This window comes from Brevibacterium sp. FME37, from assembly GCF_014897485.1.
GTDB lineage: Bacteria > Actinomycetota > Actinomycetes > Actinomycetales > Brevibacteriaceae > Brevibacterium.
In genome coordinates, this window is sequence record NZ_JABUYE010000002.1 from 59154 (window position 1) to 78153 (window position 19000).

Sequence of the window (19000 nt, forward strand, 5' to 3'; positions counted from 1 at the left end):
TTTCTTCTCTGCTCTCGCCGGTCAGTCGCCGGCTGATGATGCCGCAAGGGCATCGGCCCCACCGACGATCTCGGTGAGTTCCTGGGTGATTTCCGCCTGGCGAGCCGTGTTGGCCAACCGGGTGTAGGTCTTGATGAGGTCGTCCGCGTTATCGGTCGCCGTCTTCATCGCAGCCTGACGCGAGGCCTGCTCGGATGCCGATGCACTCAGCAACGCTGCCAGGACTCGAGAGTCGATGTATCGCGGCAACAGCGAGTCCAAGACGGCCTCGGCGCTGGGTTCGAACTCATAGAGTGGGAACGCAGCCGCATCGTTCGCGGGTGCGGACTCGCCGCCGGTGGCGACTTCGTCCGCGTCAACGACCTCAAGCGGAAGCAGACGCCGGTATTCCGGATCGTGCTTGACGCTCGAGACGAACTTCGTGAAGACGATGTAGATCTCATCCACACCGTTCTCAGCGGATTCGGTATTGAAGCTCTGCAACAGGGCCTCACCGATCTCCCGGGCTTTCTCAGCCGTCGGAGTCTCGGAGATTCCAGTCCAGGCCTGAACAATCGCTCGGTCGCGGAAGGTGTAGTAGTTCTCAGCCTTCCCGCCGACGGTGAAGAGCGAAACGTCTTTGCCTTCGCTGTGCAGAAGCCGAATGAGTTCCTCGGCTTCGCGCAGCAGGTTCGCGGAGTAGGCTCCTGCGAATCCGCGATCCGGGCCCACGACGAGAACAGCAGCACGGCTGACGTTCTCAGGCTCGGATGTCAACACGTGGTCGACGTTGGACTCGCTGGCCACCGCAGAGACCGCGCGGGTCAATGCATTGGCGTAGGGGCTGGCAGCCTGCGAACGGGCAATGGCCTTCTGAATCCGTGAAGCAGCGATGAGCTCCATGGCCTTGAAGATCTTCCTCAAGGACGACGTAGAGCGGATCTTCTGTTTGAAGACCCTCTGCTGGGCTCCCATCAGTTCTTCCTTTCGCTGTTACGGATCAGGTTCAACGCTTCTGCCGAACGATCTTTTCCTGCTCGACCTCGTCCGAAGACGCAGTGGCGGTTTCTTCGCTGCCGGCCTGGGATCCGCTGGAATCGGAGGTGACGAAGTTCTTGGTGAACTCGGCCAACACGTTCTCCAGCTCAGCCGAAGTGTCATCATCGAGCTTGAGCGTCTCACGAATGGTCGTGAAGATGCCGGTCTTGCGCTCGAGGTGATCGTGAAGCTCCGATTCGAACTTCAGCACATCGGAGATCGGAATCTCGTCGAGGTAGCCGTGGGTACCGGCGAAGATCGACACGGTCTGCTTCTCAAACGACATCGGCGAGAACTGAGACTGCTTGAGCAGCTCGGTCAGACGAGCACCGCGAGCCAGGTCGCGCTTGGTCGTCTCGTCGAGGTCCGAGGCGAACATCGCGAACGCTTCGAGGGAACGATACTGAGCCAAGGAGATCTTCAGAGTACCGGAGACGCTCTTGAGCGCCTTCGTCTGAGCGGCACCGCCGACGCGGGAGACGGACACACCGACGTCGACAGCTGGACGCTGACCGGCGTTGAAGAGGTCCGATTGCAAGAAGATCTGACCGTCGGTGATCGAGATCACGTTGGTCGGAATGAAGGCGCCAACGTCGTTGGCCTTGGTCTCAATGATCGGCAAGCCGGTCATTGAACCGCCGCCGAACTCATCGGAGAGCTTCGCGCAACGCTCGAGCAGACGCGAGTGCAAGTAGAAGACGTCACCTGGGAATGCCTCACGGCCCGGCGGACGACGCAGCAGCAGAGATACCGCACGGTAGGCCTCAGCCTGCTTCGACAGATCGTCGAACACGATGAGGACGTGCTTGCCCTCGTACATCCAGTGCTGGCCGATGGCCGAACCGGAGTAGGGAGCGAGGTACTTGAAACCTGCGGAGTCAGAAGCAGGCGAGGACACGATCGTGGTGTATTCTAGTGCGCCCGCTTCTTCGAGCGAACGACGGACACCGGCGATGGTGGAGCCCTTCTGGCCGATGGCAACGTAGATGCAGCGAACCTGCTTCTTCGGATCGCCGGTCTCCCAGTTGGCCTTCTGGTTGATGATCGTGTCGATGGCCAGAGCTGTCTTACCCGTCTTGCGGTCACCGATGACGAGCTGACGCTGGCCACGACCGACAGGGATCATGGCATCGATGCTCTTGTAGCCGGTCTGCAGAGGTTCGCGAACCTCCTGGCGATCCATCACACCTGCGGCCTGGAGCTCAAGCTCACGACGACCGACGGTCTCGACATCGCCGAGTCCGTCGACCGGGTGACCCAGAGGATCGACCACGCGACCGAGGTATCCGTCACCGACTGGAATGGAGAGAACCTCACCGGTGCGGTAGACGTTCTGCTCCGCGGCGATTCCGGCGAACTCGCCGAGGATGACGACGCCGATCTCGCGCTCGTCGAGGTTCTGTGCCAAGCCCAGTGTGCCATCTTCGAACCGAAGGAGTTCGTTGGCCATTGTGCCGGGCAGGCCCGAGACGTGGGCGATTCCGTCACCTGCGGTGACAACCTTGCCGACCTCGGACTTTACCGAGCTCTCGGGGTTGTACGAGTCAACGAACTTCCCGAGAGCGTCCCGGATCTCTTCCGGGCGAATTGTCAGTTCCGCCATCTGGTTTCCCTGCTTCCTTTACTCAAAACTTGCGTCCGACGACCGATGGGCCGCCTGTGCTGCCGGACTGGCCGGCACCTCAATTTAACTTGCGAGCTTACGCTGAACTTCGGCCAGACGATCAGCCACTGTTGAGCTCATCATCTCATCGCCGACCTGAACACGGACTCCCCCGACGACTGCGGGGTCGACCTGGACGTTGAGTACAAGGTCGCGTCCATAGCTGGCGGACAGAGCGGCCGTCAGCTTCTGGGTCTGAGCTTCGCTCAACGGTTTGGCAACGGTGACTTCGGCGACTGAGCGCTGCTGTCGTGCCGCGAGGATATCGCTGTACTGATCCAGGGCCTTCGCCACGCGGAGTCCGCGCGGGAACAGAACGGCCTGCTCGATCAGCGTGATGGTGTCGGCCTGTGCCTTACCTGCCAGCAAGTCTGCGATGAGCGCACGCTTGGTCGACGCAGAGGCATCGGATTCCAAGGCGCGCGCCAGTTCATGTTCGCTTTCGCACAGACGGGCGAAGCGGAAGACTTCCTCTTCCACCTGACCGAGTTGACCGGATACCTGAGCGGCAGCAGCGATGGCTGTCACTCCGGCAACCTCAAGGCTGGTCACCAAGTCCTGAGTCCTGGCCCAGCGCTGGCTCACTGCCAGTTCACTCAGACGCAGGACCGTCTCGGTGGTCCGAGTCGAGAACAGAGTCCGCAGCAGCTGCTGCTTCTTCTCAGCCGACTCGGACGAGTCAGCCAAGGCCTTACGCAGCGTCACATTCTCAGCGAGAACAGCAACGATGGCCAGCTCACCCGCACCGATTTCACGCGCGTCGCCGCGGGAGATCTCGGCATTGGCGGTTTCAAGTACGGCCTGCAGGGACAATCTGCTCGACTGGAGCATCACGCCCCCTTGACAGGCTGTGCTGAAGACTGCGGCTCAAGATCGGAGATGAAGCGATCGACCACATTGGCAGAACGCTGGTCATCGGTGAGTGATTCGCCGACGATGCGTGATGCCAGGTCGGTGGCGAGCGTTCCGACTTCCGAGCGCAGCTGCACCATGGCGGTCTGACGCTCGGCTTCGATCTGCGTCTGAGCCTGAGCAACGATGCGCTCGGACTCTGCATGAGCCTGGGTCTTCATATTGGCGATGATCTGGGCGCCTTCTTCCTGAGCCTCGGCGCGCAGTCGTGCAGCTTCTGCACGGCCGTCGGCGAGCTGCTTCTGATACTCGGCCAGAGCCTGATCGGCTTCGGCCTGCACCTTCTCAGCCTTTTCAATTCCACCTTGAATGCGCTCTGCGCGCTCATCGAGGGTCTTATTGAAGGCCGGGAGGACGTACTTCCAGACAACCAGGAAGACGATCAGCAGACAGATGGCACTCCAGATGATGTCATACCAGGCGGGGAGAAGCGGGTTCTTCGCCGAGGCAAGAATTAGTTCCGGAGTCATCGATTAGTCCTCTTCGTGATCAGGGCAGGAAGAACGGGGTGGCGATGCCGATCAGGGCCAGTGCCTCGATCAGCGCAATGCCGAGGAACATGTTTCCGCGCAGTGCGCCGGCCATCTCAGGCTGACGTGCGGTTCCCTCGATGGTCTTGCCGATAACAATTCCGACACCGATGCCAGGGCCGATAGCGGCGAGGCCGTATCCGATCGTCGAAACGCTACCTTCAACTGCGGCGAGCATATCCATAGGATGCTTTTCCTTTCATAATGAAGCCGGGTGGTTGGCCCGACCGTGCAACTCGTGAGTTACGGTTCTGGGTGTTAAATCAGTGGTCTTCTGAAATGGCCGCGTTGATGTAGACGCAGGACAACAGAGCGAAGATGTAGGCCTGGAGGACGACGATCAGCATCTCGAGGATGAACACGAAGAATCCGCCGGCGAAGGTGACGATCGAGAAGAACTGGAAGCCGTTCGCGGCGTCGACCAGGAAGAAGGTCGTCGCGGAGAAGCAGAGCACAAGGAGGAGGTGGCCGACCATCATATTGGCGAAGAGTCGGATCGCCAGCGTGAACGGCTGGGTGATGAACTTCGTGATGAACTCGATCGGGATGAGCAGAATGTGCATCGGCCAAGGCACACCGGGCAGGATGAGCGAATCTTTGAGGTAGCCGCCGAGTCCCTTCTCAGCGATACCGGCCCAGTGGTAGGTGACATATACCGTCAGCGTGAGGACGATCGGCAGACCGATGACGCCGGTGCCGGGCATGTTGAGGAAGGGAATGAGCTTCGTGACGTTCCAGAACAGGATGCCGAAGAAGATCGCAACGATCAGCGGCATGAACTTCTTTGCACGTTCTTTGCCGAAGGTGTCCTCGGCGATGCCGACTGTGACGAATTCCATCGCCAGCTCCATAGCTGACTGGAAACGACCGGGAACGAGCTTCATGCGCTTGGCCCACACAGCAAGCAGAACAACGACTGCCACGGTGGCGATGACGCGGATGAGCATCACGCGGTTCATCTCAAAGGGCGTGCCTTCGAAGAGGAACGCAGCGGGGAAGAACTCCTCCATTGACGGACCGTGATAACCACTTTCAGCGGCTTGGATCATTGTGTTCGCAGCGTTGAGTGTTCCCACGTTTCCTTAACTCTCCCATGGTCAAAAGCCTTGATGGCCTGGCCTTTGCCACGCACGAGTTGCGTGGCTGTAGGTTCAGGAGCGACATGGAGCAACAAATGGCTCCAGCACCGCAACAACTCTACCAATTGTAGAGAGCTGCCGACAAATTCATCACCTTTGACTGTACATCTCCTGGCAGGGGCTGGCGCAAGCGCAAAGTTCGCCTATTTCGCTTCAGGATCTACGTAGGGCACACGACCTTTGACCACCGTCAGCGCCTCCACGAGCGAGGAACCGAGCACAGCAACCACAATTGTGAAGAACGCCACAGTTCCGTCTAGCCAGGTGGCGTCTTTGAGCCTCCAGATGACGATCATGAAGATGAACGCCTTGAAGAGGAAGCCCATGCCTAAGAATCCGGCGATCGCAGTCAGTCCCATGTTTCGTCCGGCATACATGATGACCAGCGTGATGATGATGAACACCGCGGCCAGACCCCCACCGACAGCGCCGCCGTTGAGTCCCTGGGCACCCGAAACTAGGTAGCCGATACCCATTCCGAGCACGGCGACAGCCACGACGAGAATGATTCCACGGACCAGCATGGTCCTCCAGACTCTCGTCCACGCTGCCTCAACGTAGGTTTCCTGACGCGGTGACTCATCGGTCATGAGATTTCCTCTCTGGCTTTCTGGCGGACCCGCAGGGGGTAGAACGTGAAGATAAGGGTGATGGCGAACAGCCCGCCGACAATACAGACCACGTAGATCCAGGGCATCAGCAGGAGCATGACGGATCCGAATGCGATGAGTGCGGTCCATGTGTAGAGGATGAGCACGGCTCGAGCATGAGAATGGCCCAGGCTGAGCATTCTGTGATGGAGGTGCTTCGCATCCGCGGAGAAGGGTGATTGGCCCGCCATGAGACGGCGGACCACCGCCAGGCCCAGGTCGAGCAGCGGCAGGAACATCACGGCGACAGGCAGGATGATGGGCAGGAAGGTCGCGAATACGCGTTCTTCTCCGAGCAGAGCCGGGTCGACCTGACCGGTGACGCGGATGGTGGATGCTGCCAGCAGCAGACCGATGAGCATTGATCCCGAATCGCCCATGAAGATCCGTGCCGGGTTGAAGTTATGCGGCAGGAAACCGACGCAGGCACCGACGAGGATTGCGGTGATCAGCGACGCGAGGTTCGCATAGGAGTCGGGAGAGGCGTCGCGGGCCAGGCCGTAGGAGTAGATGAAGAAGGCGCTGCCGCCGATGGCAACGACCCCCGCAGCCAATCCGTCAAGTCCGTCGACGAAGTTCACAGCGTTGATCGTAACCAGCACCACCAGGATGGTGATGATGATCGACATCCGCGGAGAACCGATGATGACTCCCCCGAAGGGAATCGACAGCAGAGCCACGCCATTGATGGCCATGAAACCGGCGGCCAGTGCCTGTCCGGCAAGTTTCGTGATCCAATGGAGATCCCAGATGTCATCGATGATGCCCAGCACACACAGCACTGTGGCGGCGCCGGCGATGCCGATGATCGGGGCCATGTCGACGAAGATCCGCTGCAGGAACGGTGTCTGTGAGGCAAATACGAGGCCCACGATCACCGCGCCGAACATCGCGACTCCACCCAACCTCGGCGTCGGAACGGAATGCACATCTCGTTCACGGAGGGGCGAGAATATCTGGCCTCGTTCTGCCACCCGCTTGACCATCGGGGTCAGCAGATAGGCCACGAGGGCCGAGATGATGAGGATGAAGAGGTAGGCGCGCACTCAGCCGTCCAGGTCGATGACGTCGGGGACGATTTCGTGGAGTTCATCGATGGTCACGGGGCCCTCGCGCACAACGCGGGGCACATCGGCGGTCAGGTCGACGATGGTCGAGGAGACTCCCGATGCCCGCACTCCCCCGTCGACGTAGATGTCGACATCGTCACCGAGCATCTCCATCGCTTCGTCCGCCGAGGTGGCGGCCGGCTTCCCGGATATGTTGGCACTCGACACGGCCAGTGGCCCGGTCCGAGCCAGCAATGCGAGCGCGTATTCGTCGTCGGGCATCCGCACCGCCACGGTGCCGTGGGTGTCGCCGAGGTCCCAGTCCAGTGACGGCTGGGCGTTGGCGATGATCGTCAGCGGGCCGGGCCAGAAACGAGCGGTCAGAGACAGCATCCTCTCATCGACGCCGTCGACGAGGCCGAAGACGGTTTCCGCGCGCGGGACCAGGACCGGCGGCGGCATATCGCGTCCGCGGCCCTTTGCCGCCAGGAGTGCGGAGACCGCTGAAGCGCTGAAGGCGTCTGCGGCGATCCCATACACGGTGTCCGTGGGGATGACGAGCAGATTGCCCGTTTCGCTGACCCTGGCGCATTCGTCCAGGACAAGGTCACGGATGTCGCTTTGGGTGACGTCGAATCGTCTCGACACGAATTCTCCGTTTCGAATCGTGGTGGGCAGTGTCCCGAACTGGGAGGTCCGTGGTCATAGGTCGACCTCTGTCACACGATGAGCCACCGTGTAGCGGTCGCGTCCAGTGTAGTCCGGGTAGGTGGCGGCCTGCCTGAGACTGGCCGTCTTCATGATGAGTTCGCAGGCGTGTGGGCCTTGTTCTTCGGAGTGTTCCATGATGAAGAATCCGCCGGGACGCAGCAGCTTCTCTGCCTGTCTCATGATGAGCGCTGGGATCTCCAGACCCGTGAAACCGCCGTATAGAGCGGCAGCTGGATCGTGCTCCCGAACCTCCGGGTCGCGGGGTACAGCCTCATCGGGCACATAGGGAGGGTTGGTCACGACGACATCGGCCAGGCCCCACAGGTCAGGACGGTCATCGGCGAATGTCGTTGCGTCACCAGAGATGAGTTCAACAGTGGAATCGCCGAGGTTGACCGCCGTCAGATTCTTCAGCGACCAGTTCAGGGCCTCAGTTTCACGCTCGACGCCGACGATGGACAGCTTCGGATGTTCGGTGGCCAGGGAGAGCGTGATCGCTCCCGAGCCCGAGCACAGATCAACGACGAAGGGCTCATGGGCGTTCCGCTGCCGCTCCAACTCGTCGAGAACCTCGGTGACGAGAAGCTCTGTCTCGGGGCGGGGCACGAAGACTCCAGGACCTACCTTCAGTTCGAGGTGGCGAAATGCTGCGACACCGGTGATGTGCTGAAGGGGGACGCGCTGGCGTCGCAGGTCGAGGAGTTCCACGAATATTTCGGTGACTCCAGCAGGAACGGACTCGCCGAAGAGACGTCTGCGTGCGAGGTCCGATGCCTCGATTCCCCACGCATGGGCGAGCAAGGCTGCGGAATCTAGGTCGGGATTGGGCACGTGGGCCTCGGCCAGCAGTCGCGTCGCCCCGAGCAGCACCGTCGACACGTCCTCTTCGAGACCGGGCGGGCGCGGATTCAGGTCAGTCCCCCAGCGCGTCGAGTCGAGCTGCTTTGTCAGCCTCCCGGCAGGATCCGACCACAGGATCGAGATCACCGGCGAGAACCTGGTCAAGGTTGTAGGCCTTGTAGCCTGTCCGATGGTCGGTGATCCGGTTTTCGGGGAAGTTGTAGGTGCGGATGCGTTCCGAACGGTCAACGGTGCGAACCTGGGACCGGCGGATGTCTGCAGCTTCGGCAGCCGCTTCCTCAGCCTGCTTGGCCAGGATGCGGGCGCGGAGCATGCGCAGTGCGGCTTCTTTGTTCTGCAGCTGCGACTTCTCGTTCTGGCAGCTGGCAGTGATGCCTGTGGGCACGTGGGTGATGCGCACAGCGGAGTCTGTCGTGTTCACCGACTGGCCGCCCGGCCCCGAGGATCGGTAGACGTCGATGCGCAGATCGTTGTCGTCGAGGGCGACTTCCTCCGGCTCGTCAACTTCGGGAAATATGAGCACTCCGGCGGCCGAGGTGTGGATGCGTCCTTGGGATTCGGTCACGGGCACACGTTGGACCCGGTGGACTCCACCTTCGAACTTCACCCACCCGTAGGCGCCATCGTCCTTAGCCTTCACGGCCAAGGTCACGTCCTTGTACCCGCCCAGATCAGAATGCGTAGCATCCAAGATCTGCGAGGACCATCCGCGTGAGTCGATCCAGCGCTGATACATGCGCAGGAGGTCGCCTGCGAACAGCGCGGACTCGTCGCCACCCTCACCAGCTTTGATCTCGATGATCGCATCACGTGCATCGTCGGGATCGCTGGGAACCAAGAGGTCTCTGAGTTCGGCCTCGACGTCCGAGGCTTCTTCATGCAGGCGCTTGGCCTCGGCCGCGAATTCGGCGTCGTCGGCCGCGAGTTCTTCCGCGGCGACAGCGTCGTCTTCGAGCTGATCGAATCGACGGGCGGTCACAGCCACCTTGTCGAGTTCTGCGTAGCGCCTGGTCAGCTTCTTGGCTCGGCCAGCGTCAGCGTGCACGGCAGGATCGGAGAGTTCCGACTGCAGACGTGCATGCTCGTCGAGCAGTGCGCTGACGCTGGCTTTGAGGGTGTCATCGTCTGCCATCTCAGTGGTTGTCGGTGGCAGACTTTTGCAGTGGTGTCGTCTTCTGCACCTGCATCAGGAACTCGACGTTCGAGCCGGTTTCCTTCAGCTTCGACATAAGGAGTTCGACAGCTTGCTGCTGTTCGAGTCCGGACAGCACACGACGCAGCTGCCACATGACCTTCATCTCTTCATTGGTCATCAGCATCTCTTCGCGACGGGTGCTCGACGCGTTGACGTCGACAGCCGGGAAGATGCGCTTATCAGCCAGCTGGCGCGACAGACGCAGCTCCATGTTGCCGGTGCCCTTGAACTCTTCGAAGATGACCTCGTCCATCTTGGATCCGGTCTCGACGAGGGCGGTGGCCAGAATGGTCAGCGACCCGCCGTTTTCGATGTTGCGGGCGGCACCGAAGAAACGCTTCGGCGGGTAGAGCGCGTTCGCGTCGACACCACCGGAGAGGATACGACCCGAGGCTGGCTGCGCAATGTTGTAGGCACGGCCGAGACGTGTGATGTTGTCCAGAAGCACGACGACGTCTGAACCCATTTCGACGAGACGCTTAGCGCGCTCGATGGCGAGTTCTGCGATCGTCGTGTGGTCATCTGCGGGGCGGTCGAAGGTCGAGGCGATGACTTCGCCCTGCACCGCACGCTGCATGTCCGTGACTTCCTCGGGACGCTCGTCGACGAGGACGACCATCAGGTGAACTTCCGGATTATTCTCGGTGATGGCGTTGGCCACCTGCTGCATGATCATCGTCTTGCCCGCCTTCGGGGGCGCCACGATGAGGCCGCGCTGGCCCTTGCCGATGGGCGTCACAAGGTCGATGAGCCGTGTCGAATGCTGCTTCGAGGTGGTTTCGAGGCGCATCCGCTCCTGCGGGTAGAGCGGAGTCAGTTTTGAGAATTCGACGCGGTTGCGTGCATCTTCAACGGTCAGTCCGTTGACGGAGTCCAATCGCACCAGGGCGTCGAACTTCTCACGCTTGCTGTTGCGGTCGTTCTCACGAGGCTGCCGAATGGCACCGGCGACAGCGTCGCCCTTGCGCAGTCGGTTCTTGCGGACCATCGAGGCCGAGACGTAGACGTCGTTGGGGCCGGGCAGGTAACCGGAGGTGCGCAAGAACGCGTAATTGTCGTGGACGTCGAGGATACCGCCGACGGGGATGAGCACGTCATCATTGCGAATCTCGGGCTCGTCGTTGCCACGTCCGCCGCGACGTTTGCGGTCACGGTCACGACCGCGTCCGCGACGGTTGCCGCGATCGTCGTCATCGTTGTTGTTGCGACCCCGACGATCGTTGTTGCGATCGTTGTTACGGTCATTGCCCCGGTCGTTGTCGTCGCTCTGACGGTTGCGCCCATTGCCGCGGTCATTGTTGCGGTCGTTGCCACGGTCGTTGTTGCGGTCGTTGCCGGAGTCGTTGTCGTCGTTCTGACGATTGCGCCCGTTTCCACGATCGTTGTTGCGGTCATTGCCGGAGTCGTTGCCGCGGTCGTTGTTACGCCCGTTGCTACGATCGTTGCCACGGTCGTTGTCGTCAGTCTGACGGTTGCGGCCATTGCCACGATCATTGCGATCCGAGCGCTCGGCCGAGTCATCGGCGTTGTGTCCGTTGTCGTCGTTCTGGGCGTCGCCGCCACGAGAACGTGAACGACTACGTCGCGAACGCTGCTTGTCGGGCTCACCAGCGGAATCAGACGAATTGTCGTCTGCAGCGGATGCCTCGGCGACGATGGAGGACTCAGCAGTAGACGATGCGGCGGGCGCGCCCTGCGAAACAGCGGCGTCATCGGACGTCGCAGCTGCACTGCGACGAGCGGGACGACGCTTGGCCTCGACGGGTACATCGTCGGCACCCTGGTTGTCTTCCTTTGCTGCCTTCTCGGGAGCTGCGGAAGCGGCTGGTGCGGAAGCTGCCGGTACGGTCTTCGAGGCTGCTTGAGCCTGCCCCGAACCGCCCTGGGCGCCATTGTGGTTGTTGATGGCGTCGATCAGTTCGCCTTTGCGAAGTCGACGGTACCCTTTGATCCCGAGTCCCGCTGCCATTTCCTGGAGCTGGGGCAGACGCAAAGCGGTCAGACTGCCGGTGCGTGTGGTGGAATCTTGAGTAGTGGTTTCAGACACGAAGGTCCTTCTCCCTCTTTCGGCCGTGCGGCAAGAGCCGTTTACTCACGGCGACGGAAACACCATTGACGGTGCATTGTGAAAGATAACCTGCCTAAGAATGAGCAGGAGACGTTCCAGAATTTGTGAAAAAATCAGCGGAATCGCGATGCGTATCGCAGAATCCGATCACTGACGGAACACTCATAGTTTACGTGCTCAATGGCTTTCACGCGAATCCGGTGACTAATTTTTTTCCTTGACGCGATATCCGCCGAGGTCAATGGTGGTATGTATGAGTGTCACCGCGTCGGGGACCAACTCGGGGGGAACTGCACTTGCGAGAACGAGGACGGTGGGTCCGGCGCCGGAGATCACTGCGGGCAGGCCCTCGGCGCGCAGCGCGTCGACGAGCGCCATCGACTCCGGGTATGCGTCACGGCGGAATTCCTGATGCAGACGATCGGCGGTGGCCTCGAGCAGCACCGAGTCATCGGTGACGAACCCATGGATGAGAAGTGCCGCAAGGGCAGAGCTCTCTGCGGCGACCTCATGTTCGACGGATACGGGGATCACGCTGCGAGCGATCTCCGTGTCCAGACGCATGTCGGGGACCATGACGGTCACCTCGGCGATGGTGTTGGCTGGAATCTGCCACGAACGCGCAGGCTCCGGCAATGCAATGGTCAGTCCCCCGTAGACAGCGGGGGCCGCATTGTCCGGGTGGCCCTCGAGTTCGGATGCGAGCTCGAGCACACGTTGTCGGCTCAGCTTCGCACCACCTGCGTAGGCGCCGACCTCACCGGCCAGAGCAATGGCACCCACGTTCGCAGCCGCGGAGGATCCGAGTCCGCGTGAGTGCGGTATCCGATTGACACATTCCAGGCTGAGCCGCTCCCCCAGATCTGCAGGGGCCTGCGGATACTCTGCAGAGAGCACATCAGAGATCACTCGCATGATGAGATGGGTGCGATCCGTCGGCAGCGTCTCTGCGCTCTCCCCTGTCACGCTCACGCAGATGCTGGGGTCCACGGGGTCGTCGTGGATGGTCAGAGTTAGAGTATCGAAGATCCCCAGAGCAAGGCCGAAGGCATCGTAACCAGGGCCCAGGTTCGCCGAGGTGGCCGGAACCTCGATCTGAATCCTCACACTCACCTGTCTTCGAGCCCGAGAGCCCGTGCCGCGCTGACCGCGTCGACGGAGACCCGTTTCGGCTCGATCTCGGAGCCGTCGGCTGTGTGCAGTGCCCAGCTGGGGTCCTTGAGTCCGTGACCGGTCACGGTTACCGCAATGCTCGCACCGGACGGGACCTTGCCCGCTTCGGACATCTTGAGCAGACCCGCCACTGAGGCCGCCGAACCGGGTTCGACGAAGATCCCCTCGTCCCGGGACAGGACTTTGTGTGCGCGCAGGATTTCATCGTCGGTGACGGAATCGATGACTCCGCCGGACGAGTCACGGGCCTCGATTGCCTGCTCCCAGCTGGCTGGATTGCCGATCCGGATGGCCGTGGCGATCGTATCGGGCTCGTCCACGGGGTGGCCGAGGACAATCGGGGCCGATCCTGCGGCTTGGAAGCCCCACATATGCGGCAGACGGGTCGAGGCTCCGATCTCCTGGTATTGGCGGTAGCCCTTCCAGTAGGCGGTGATGTTGCCGGCGTTGCCCACGGGCAGCACGTGGATGTCGGGAGCGTCGCCCAGGACGTCGACAACCTCGAAGGAAGCCGTCTTCTGTCCCTCGATACGATCCGGGTTGACGGAGTTCACGAGGTGGACAGGGTAGGACTCGGAGAGCTTGCGACAGAGCGTCAGGCAGTCGTCGAAGTTTCCGTCGACTTCGAGCAGCGTGGCCCCGTGGGCGATGGCCTGGCTCATCTTGCCCGGCGCGATCTTGCCGGTGGGCACGAGCACAGCACAGGTCAGTCCGGCCTTGGTGGCGTAGGCGGCTGCCGAGGCTGAGGTGTTGCCTGTCGAGGCACAGATGACGGCCTTAGCACCCTGAGCCACGGCCTTCGTGATGGCCATCGTCATACCCCGGTCCTTGAAGGACGCTGTCGGGTTGAGGCCTTCGTACTTCACCCACACATCGGCACCGGTGAGTTCGCTGAGCTTCTCCGCGTGGATGAGCGGCGTGCCGCCTTCGCCCAAGGTCACGGCCGGTGTAGTTTCGGAGATATCGAGGAGGGTGCGGTATTCCTCGACGACGCCCTGCCACTGTTTTTTGGGGAATTCGGTCATTCTCACTGTCCTTCTACGCGGATCACGGATTTGACGGCGCGCACCACGGGGAGGCCGCTGAGGCGGTCGACCGTTTCCCGGAGGGTTGCGTCGGTGTTCGAGTGGGTGGCGAGCACGAGCTTCGCGTGCTGAGTGCCTTCGTCGTCGACCTCTCCCACGGTCTGGCGCATGAGTTCGATCGACGCACCTTCGTCGGAGAAGACCTCGGAGACTGCGGCGAGAACACCAGGACGGTCGACCACGTCGAGCGTGATGTGGTACCGGGTGGTGATCGCCGATATCGGCAGGATCTTCGAGTCCTCGTGGAATGGGCGCTCATACTGTCCCCGACCACCGAGCACCTTGCGACGGGCCACGGAGACCACATCTCCGAGGACCGCAGATGCGGTCGGTTCGCCGCCGGCACCCTGTCCGTAGAACATGAGCGAACCGGCAGCCTCGGCCTCGATGAAGACGGCGTTGAAGGCACCGCGCACTGTCGCCAGGGGGTGGCTGCGTCCCAGCAGGGCCGGGTAGACGCGAGCGGACAGGCCCGGTCCGGCAGGTGATTCGCTGACTCGTTCGCACACGGCGAGGAGTTTGATGACGAAGCCCTGATCCCGGGCCGTGGCGACCATCTCGGGTGTGATGTCTTCGATGCCTTCGACGTGGACATCGTCGATCGAGACCGGAGCGTGGAAGGCCAACGACGAGAGAATGGCGGCCTTCGCGGCGGCATCATGGCCGCCGACATCGGCGGTGGGGTCCGCCTCGGCGAATCCCAGCTCCTGCGCGGTCTTCAGCGCCTCATCGAAGCCCCATCCCTCGGAGTCCATCTGGTCGAGGATGTAGTTGGTGGTGCCGTTGACGATGCCCATGATTCTGTCGATCCGGTCCCCTGCCAGCGAGTCGCCGACAGGACGGATGATCGGAATGGCACCGGCGACGGCTGCTTCGTGCTCGAGGCGCACACCGGCGGAGTCTGCCGCCGACATCAGCTCACCGTAGTTGGCAGCCAGCAGAGCCTTATTGGCTGTGACAACGGAGGACCCGTGGTCAAGGGCTGAGCGGATAAGCGTTTTGGCAGGCTCGATGCCGCCCATCAGCTCGATGACGATATCGGCGTCGGCAATGGCCGCCTCAGCATCTGTCGTCAGCAGGCTCGAATCGATTCCCGGGCGCTGCTTGGAGGTGTCACGGACGACGATTGCGCTCAGTTGCAGCGGCGCACCGATCCGTTCGGCCAACGCCTCGCTCCGATTCTGGATGCGGGCGGCGACCTCGGTGCCGACGACTCCACATCCGAGCATGGCAACTTTCAAAGCCTGCATTTGTTCACCTTTTCGCTGTCTTCAATGGCACTCATACGCGCTCTCCGGCGTTCATTCCCGGATCGCTGCGCAACATCTGAGAGTAGTCCTCGGGTGTCACAATCCACTCAACCTTATCCGTTGTCACGGCCAGGACCCCTGGTTTGGGCACGTGGTTGTAGTTGTTGGCCAGTGACCGGCAATAGGCACCGGTGTTCGGGACCGCGACGAGGTCACCGGCGGACACATCAGACCCCATGTATTCGTCTCGGACGATGATGTCACCGGATTCGCAGTGCTTGCCCACCACGCGCACGATGGCCGGTTCGGAATCGGAGTTCCGATTGGCCAAGGTACACGAATAGTCGGCATCGTAGAGAGCTGTCCGAATGTTGTCACTCATCCCCCCGTCGACGGCGACGTAGGTGCGTACGCCGTTGTCTGTGTCGACCTCTTTGACGGTGCCGACCTGGTAGAGGGTGAATACGGATGGGGAGATGATCGCGCGTCCGGGTTCGATTGAGATCCGCGGCACGTTCGTGCCCAGTCCACGACATTCCTTCGCGACCACCTCGGCGAGTTCCTGGGCCATCTTCGCCACCGGGATAGGTGTGTCCTGTGAGGTGTAGCGGACGCCGAAGCCGCCGCCCAGGTCGACATCGGGCAGATCAACGCCGTGTTCGGCCATGATCTCTGCGCGCAGCGCCAGGACGCGGGCGGCAGCGACTTGGAAGCCGGAGATGTCGAAGATCTGGGAGCCGATGTGCGAGTGCAGACCGTCGAAACGCAGATGTGAGGAGTTCGCCACCGCCGCGGCGGCCTTCGCAGCGGTCCCGGCGGAGACGGAGAGGCCGAACTTCTGGTCTTCATGAGCCGTGGCGATGAAATCGTGGGTGTGTGCCTCGACGCCCACCGTGACGCGCAGCATCACCGGAGCGGTGGTTCCCTTCGCTGCCGCGATCGACTCGAGCAGTGCGATCTCGTCGAGGCTGTCGACGAAGATCCGTCCCACACCGTAGTCGAGAGCATATTCGAGCTCGGCCGCAGATTTGTTGTTGCCGTGCAGGCCGACCCGCTCGCCTGGGACCCCTGCTGCATTGGCCACCATCATCTCCCCCAGGGAACAGGTGTCGAGGCCGAGGCCCGCTTCGTGGACCCACCCGGCGACAGCAGTGCACAGGAATGCTTTGCCCGCATAGAAGACGTCGACTCCGGCCAGGCCTTTGTCTGTGGAGAAGGCAGCCGAGTAGGCGCTGACGTAGTTCTCGGCGCGCGCTGTGAAGTCGGCGACGTCCATGACGAGGGTCGGGGTGCCGTAGCGTTCGGCGAGGTCGGTGACCGAGTGCCCGGCGATGGTGAGGACACCGGAGTCGGACTTCGTCACATTGTCTGACCACAGGCTGGGCAGGAGCGCATTCACGTCCTCTGGGTACGGCAGCCACACGGGTGCTGGGGTGGCGTGCATGGTGCCGGCGATATGGGCTGGCATTACATCCTCTCCGGGGCGCTGACGCCCAGTAGTCGAAGTCCTGTGGCCAGGACGATGATGGCGGCTCGGTCGAGGACCAGCCGGGAAGCGTGGAGTCGCGTGATCTTCTCGTCGATGCTCGGTGTCACAGAGCATGCCTGCGCCCAGTCTAGGAACAGCTGGGCTATGGCTTCGAGGAGGCAGGTGATGCGCTGTGGTTCGCCCCAGGAAGCAGCGTGGCGCGTCGTGGTGATGAAATCGGCCAGTGCTGCGGCCAGAGCGGTCTCTCGGGCATCGGTCAAGGTGTTCGCGTCGAAGTCGGAGGCATCGATTCCAGCCGCTGCCGCACGCCGTTCGACTCGACGGGCTGCGGAGTGCGCGAGCTGGACTGCGTACATAGGGTTGTCCGAGTGGGCTGTGCGCAGCACTTGGGTGTCGCCTGGCTGCGGCGGGGACGTGCTGCTGCGTGCGGCCAGGAAGCGAAGCGCGTCGGTTCCCACCGCGACCTGCAGTGCCTGCAGCTCGGAACTGGCCAAGATGCGCTGGCCGATGGCGGCTTCGATGCGCGCTGCTGCGTCACGATCAGGACCGAAGGGCTGATCGGAGTCGACGATGTCAGCGGCGGTCTGGGCGAGGCTGCTGGGACTGACCGTGATGTTGAGGAATCCAGGTCCGGCGACTTCGACGTCGGCTACTCGTATGTCCGCGCGCAGCTGAGACGCGATCTCTTCTGCCAGCAGTCTGGGATCCGTGTGCAGGCTCGCAGCACTGCGCAGTGCAATGGTCGAAACCCAGTCCCCGGGGCGTGAGGCCTGCGGCCGACGGCGCTTCTCCTGCACACGGCGGAGGGGCGGCTCCGGAACAGGGACGTTGTGGATTCCTCGTGCGGCGGCACTGCTCGCCAGTGCACGCGCCAAAGCGGTCTGCAGAAGTTCCGGGGTCACCCGATCAGATTACTCGTGTCCGGTTGTCGACGGCGAATCAGGTGTCATAGTCCTCAGCATCGTCTCAACCCGGGAGGTGGACGGATCAGATCGAGCCTGGGCGACAGGCGGAGAAGCTGACCGCGAATTTCACCGCGGTGGAGGCCAGGACCACCGCATAAGCTGGCCACATCGCATCAAAGGACTGAATCAAGAAGGCGAAGATCAGGGGGCCAGTTGCTGCCATCAGGTAGCCACCGCCCTGAACGAAGCCGGACAGCGCTGCCGAGGCCTCGGCGCTGCGAGAGCGCAGGGTGATCAGGGTCAGGGCCAGTGGGAACGTTGAGATCCCAATTCCCAACAGAATCGTCCACAACACTGGTGCGGCTTCGGGGACGAGCCAGAGACCGAGGTACCCGGCGGCCAGAGAGCCGCAGAAGACCGCGACGATCGGTGAGGCTGTGCGCATCTTCTGTGCCAGAAGCGGCAGAACGAACCCGAGGACGAGAGGTATCGCGGTCACCAGGGCGAGCATGGCTCCTGCAAATGCCGGGTCGAAACCGGAACGTGTGAGCAGGGTGGGCAGCCAGGTGAACAGGATGAAGTTGTTGAAAGAGGTCAACCCGGTCATCGTCATCAGGGCCCAGGCGCGCTTGGTCTTGACCAATCTGAGCAGCTCGCTGCCGCCGACGACTGTGGCTGTAACCTGCGATCGGGGCGAGGGCCGGAGAACGGCGATCAGGACCCAGACAGCAATCCCGGCTGCTGCGGATGCTGCCCACACGAGCAGAGACCCGCGCCATTCGAACTTCGATGCCAACGGCACGGCCACCAGTGGCGGGATGAATGTTCCCAACTGCAGCATGCCCACGTGCACAGTCGACATGAGTGCGACCCGATCGGGGAAGTAGGACTTCACGATCGGTGGCACGACCACGTTGCCGATGCCCATGCCCAGCAGCGCGAGAACGCTGAGTGCCAGGAAGAGTGCGGGAGAGTCGACGATCGCGCGCAGGCCAAGACCCGCCGTGATCATGATCATCACTGCCAGGGAGATCGTCAGTCCAGAGAAGCGGTTGTACAGCCGTGGGGTGATGAAGCCGCTGATTCCGTAGAGCAGCGGCGGCAGCATTCCGATGATGGCCAGAAAGGCGGAGCTGAGATGGATCTCGGATCCCATCGCATCCAGCAGCGGCGAAAGCCCCGTCACGCCTGGACGGAGATTGAATGCGGCGACAATGATTCCGATGCCGATCAGAATTGATGCCCACGCAGATTTCATGCTTGCATTTCTACCATCCGGTACCCCGCACCAGAATCGCCGGGG

18 protein-coding genes are annotated in these 19000 nt (G+C 61.9%); all 18 read right to left on the minus strand.

Annotated elements, in window-relative coordinates:
- Window positions 1-21: 21 nt before the first annotated feature.
- The 18 genes from INT29_RS02415 to INT29_RS02500 all read right to left on the minus strand — a co-directional run bounded on the left by INT29_RS02415 (window position 22) and on the right by INT29_RS02500 (window position 18955).
- Window positions 22-954 (minus strand): F0F1 ATP synthase subunit gamma, encoded by a 933-nt coding sequence (locus INT29_RS02415; protein ID WP_101572407.1) that lies wholly within the window; start codon window positions 952-954, stop codon window positions 22-24.
- A gap of 31 nt (window positions 955-985) precedes the next feature.
- Complete coding sequence (gene atpA, locus INT29_RS02420) at window positions 986-2620, minus strand: F0F1 ATP synthase subunit alpha (protein ID WP_193070642.1); 1635 nt, start codon at window positions 2618-2620, stop codon at window positions 986-988.
- Window positions 2621-2704: 84 nt separating this feature from the next.
- Complete coding sequence (locus INT29_RS02425) at window positions 2705-3511, minus strand: F0F1 ATP synthase subunit delta (protein ID WP_101572605.1); 807 nt, start codon at window positions 3509-3511, stop codon at window positions 2705-2707.
- A complete protein-coding gene (locus INT29_RS02430) occupies window positions 3511-4062 on the minus strand; it encodes a F0F1 ATP synthase subunit B (RefSeq protein ID WP_193070643.1) in 552 nt (183 codons plus the stop codon). Before INT29_RS02430 ends, INT29_RS02425 begins: the two co-directional genes overlap by 1 nt.
- A 19-nt stretch (window positions 4063-4081) precedes the next feature.
- Window positions 4082-4306: a F0F1 ATP synthase subunit C gene (gene atpE / locus INT29_RS02435; RefSeq protein WP_101572413.1), complete on the minus strand. Its 225-nt coding sequence runs from the start codon at window positions 4304-4306 to the stop codon at window positions 4082-4084.
- Window positions 4307-4385: 79 nt separating this feature from the next.
- Window positions 4386-5198 (minus strand): F0F1 ATP synthase subunit A, encoded by an 813-nt coding sequence (gene atpB / locus INT29_RS02440; RefSeq protein ID WP_319020823.1) that lies wholly within the window; start codon window positions 5196-5198, stop codon window positions 4386-4388.
- A 206-nt stretch (window positions 5199-5404) separates the two neighbouring features.
- Window positions 5405-5851 carry a hypothetical protein gene (locus tag INT29_RS02445; RefSeq protein ID WP_101572415.1) on the minus strand — a complete coding sequence of 149 codons (447 nt, stop codon included), beginning with the start codon at window positions 5849-5851 and terminating at the stop codon, window positions 5405-5407.
- Window positions 5848-6957: an MraY family glycosyltransferase gene (locus INT29_RS02450; RefSeq protein ID WP_101572417.1), complete on the minus strand. Its 1110-nt coding sequence runs from the start codon at window positions 6955-6957 to the stop codon at window positions 5848-5850. The genes INT29_RS02445 and INT29_RS02450 overlap by 4 nt, the downstream gene beginning before the upstream one ends.
- Entirely contained in the window at window positions 6958-7608 is a 651-nt protein-coding gene (locus INT29_RS02455; RefSeq protein WP_101572419.1) for an L-threonylcarbamoyladenylate synthase, read from the minus strand.
- A 54-nt stretch (window positions 7609-7662) separates the two neighbouring features.
- Window positions 7663-8676, minus strand: a complete 1014-nt coding sequence (gene prmC, locus INT29_RS02460; RefSeq protein WP_226841562.1) for a peptide chain release factor N(5)-glutamine methyltransferase — start codon at window positions 8674-8676, stop codon at window positions 7663-7665.
- Window positions 8585-9664 (minus strand): peptide chain release factor 1, encoded by a 1080-nt coding sequence (gene prfA / locus INT29_RS02465; RefSeq protein ID WP_101572421.1) that lies wholly within the window; start codon window positions 9662-9664, stop codon window positions 8585-8587. Before prfA ends, prmC begins: the two co-directional genes overlap by 92 nt.
- Window position 9665: 1 nt before the next feature.
- Window positions 9666-11774, minus strand: coding sequence for a transcription termination factor Rho (gene rho / locus INT29_RS02470; RefSeq protein ID WP_101572423.1), 2109 nt, complete (start codon window positions 11772-11774; stop codon window positions 9666-9668).
- A 225-nt stretch (window positions 11775-11999) separates the two neighbouring features.
- Window positions 12000-12902 carry a homoserine kinase gene (gene thrB / locus INT29_RS02475; protein WP_193070644.1) on the minus strand — a complete coding sequence of 301 codons (903 nt, stop codon included), beginning with the start codon at window positions 12900-12902 and terminating at the stop codon, window positions 12000-12002.
- Window positions 12903-12904: 2 nt separating this feature from the next.
- Window positions 12905-13993, minus strand: a complete 1089-nt coding sequence (gene thrC / locus INT29_RS02480; RefSeq protein WP_101572428.1) for a threonine synthase — start codon at window positions 13991-13993, stop codon at window positions 12905-12907.
- Window positions 13994-13995: 2 nt separating this feature from the next.
- Window positions 13996-15303, minus strand: a complete 1308-nt coding sequence (locus tag INT29_RS02485) for a homoserine dehydrogenase (RefSeq protein WP_101572430.1) — start codon at window positions 15301-15303, stop codon at window positions 13996-13998.
- A gap of 31 nt (window positions 15304-15334) precedes the next feature.
- Window positions 15335-16771: a diaminopimelate decarboxylase gene (lysA, locus tag INT29_RS02490; protein WP_101572432.1), complete on the minus strand. Its 1437-nt coding sequence runs from the start codon at window positions 16769-16771 to the stop codon at window positions 15335-15337.
- Window positions 16771-17694 (minus strand): DALR anticodon-binding domain-containing protein, encoded by a 924-nt coding sequence (locus INT29_RS02495; protein WP_101572434.1) that lies wholly within the window; start codon window positions 17692-17694, stop codon window positions 16771-16773. Before INT29_RS02495 ends, lysA begins: the two co-directional genes overlap by 1 nt.
- Window positions 17695-17779: 85 nt before the next feature.
- Window positions 17780-18955 carry a CynX/NimT family MFS transporter gene (locus INT29_RS02500; RefSeq protein WP_101572435.1) on the minus strand — a complete coding sequence of 392 codons (1176 nt, stop codon included), beginning with the start codon at window positions 18953-18955 and terminating at the stop codon, window positions 17780-17782.
- Between the last annotated feature and the right edge of the window lie 45 nt (window positions 18956-19000).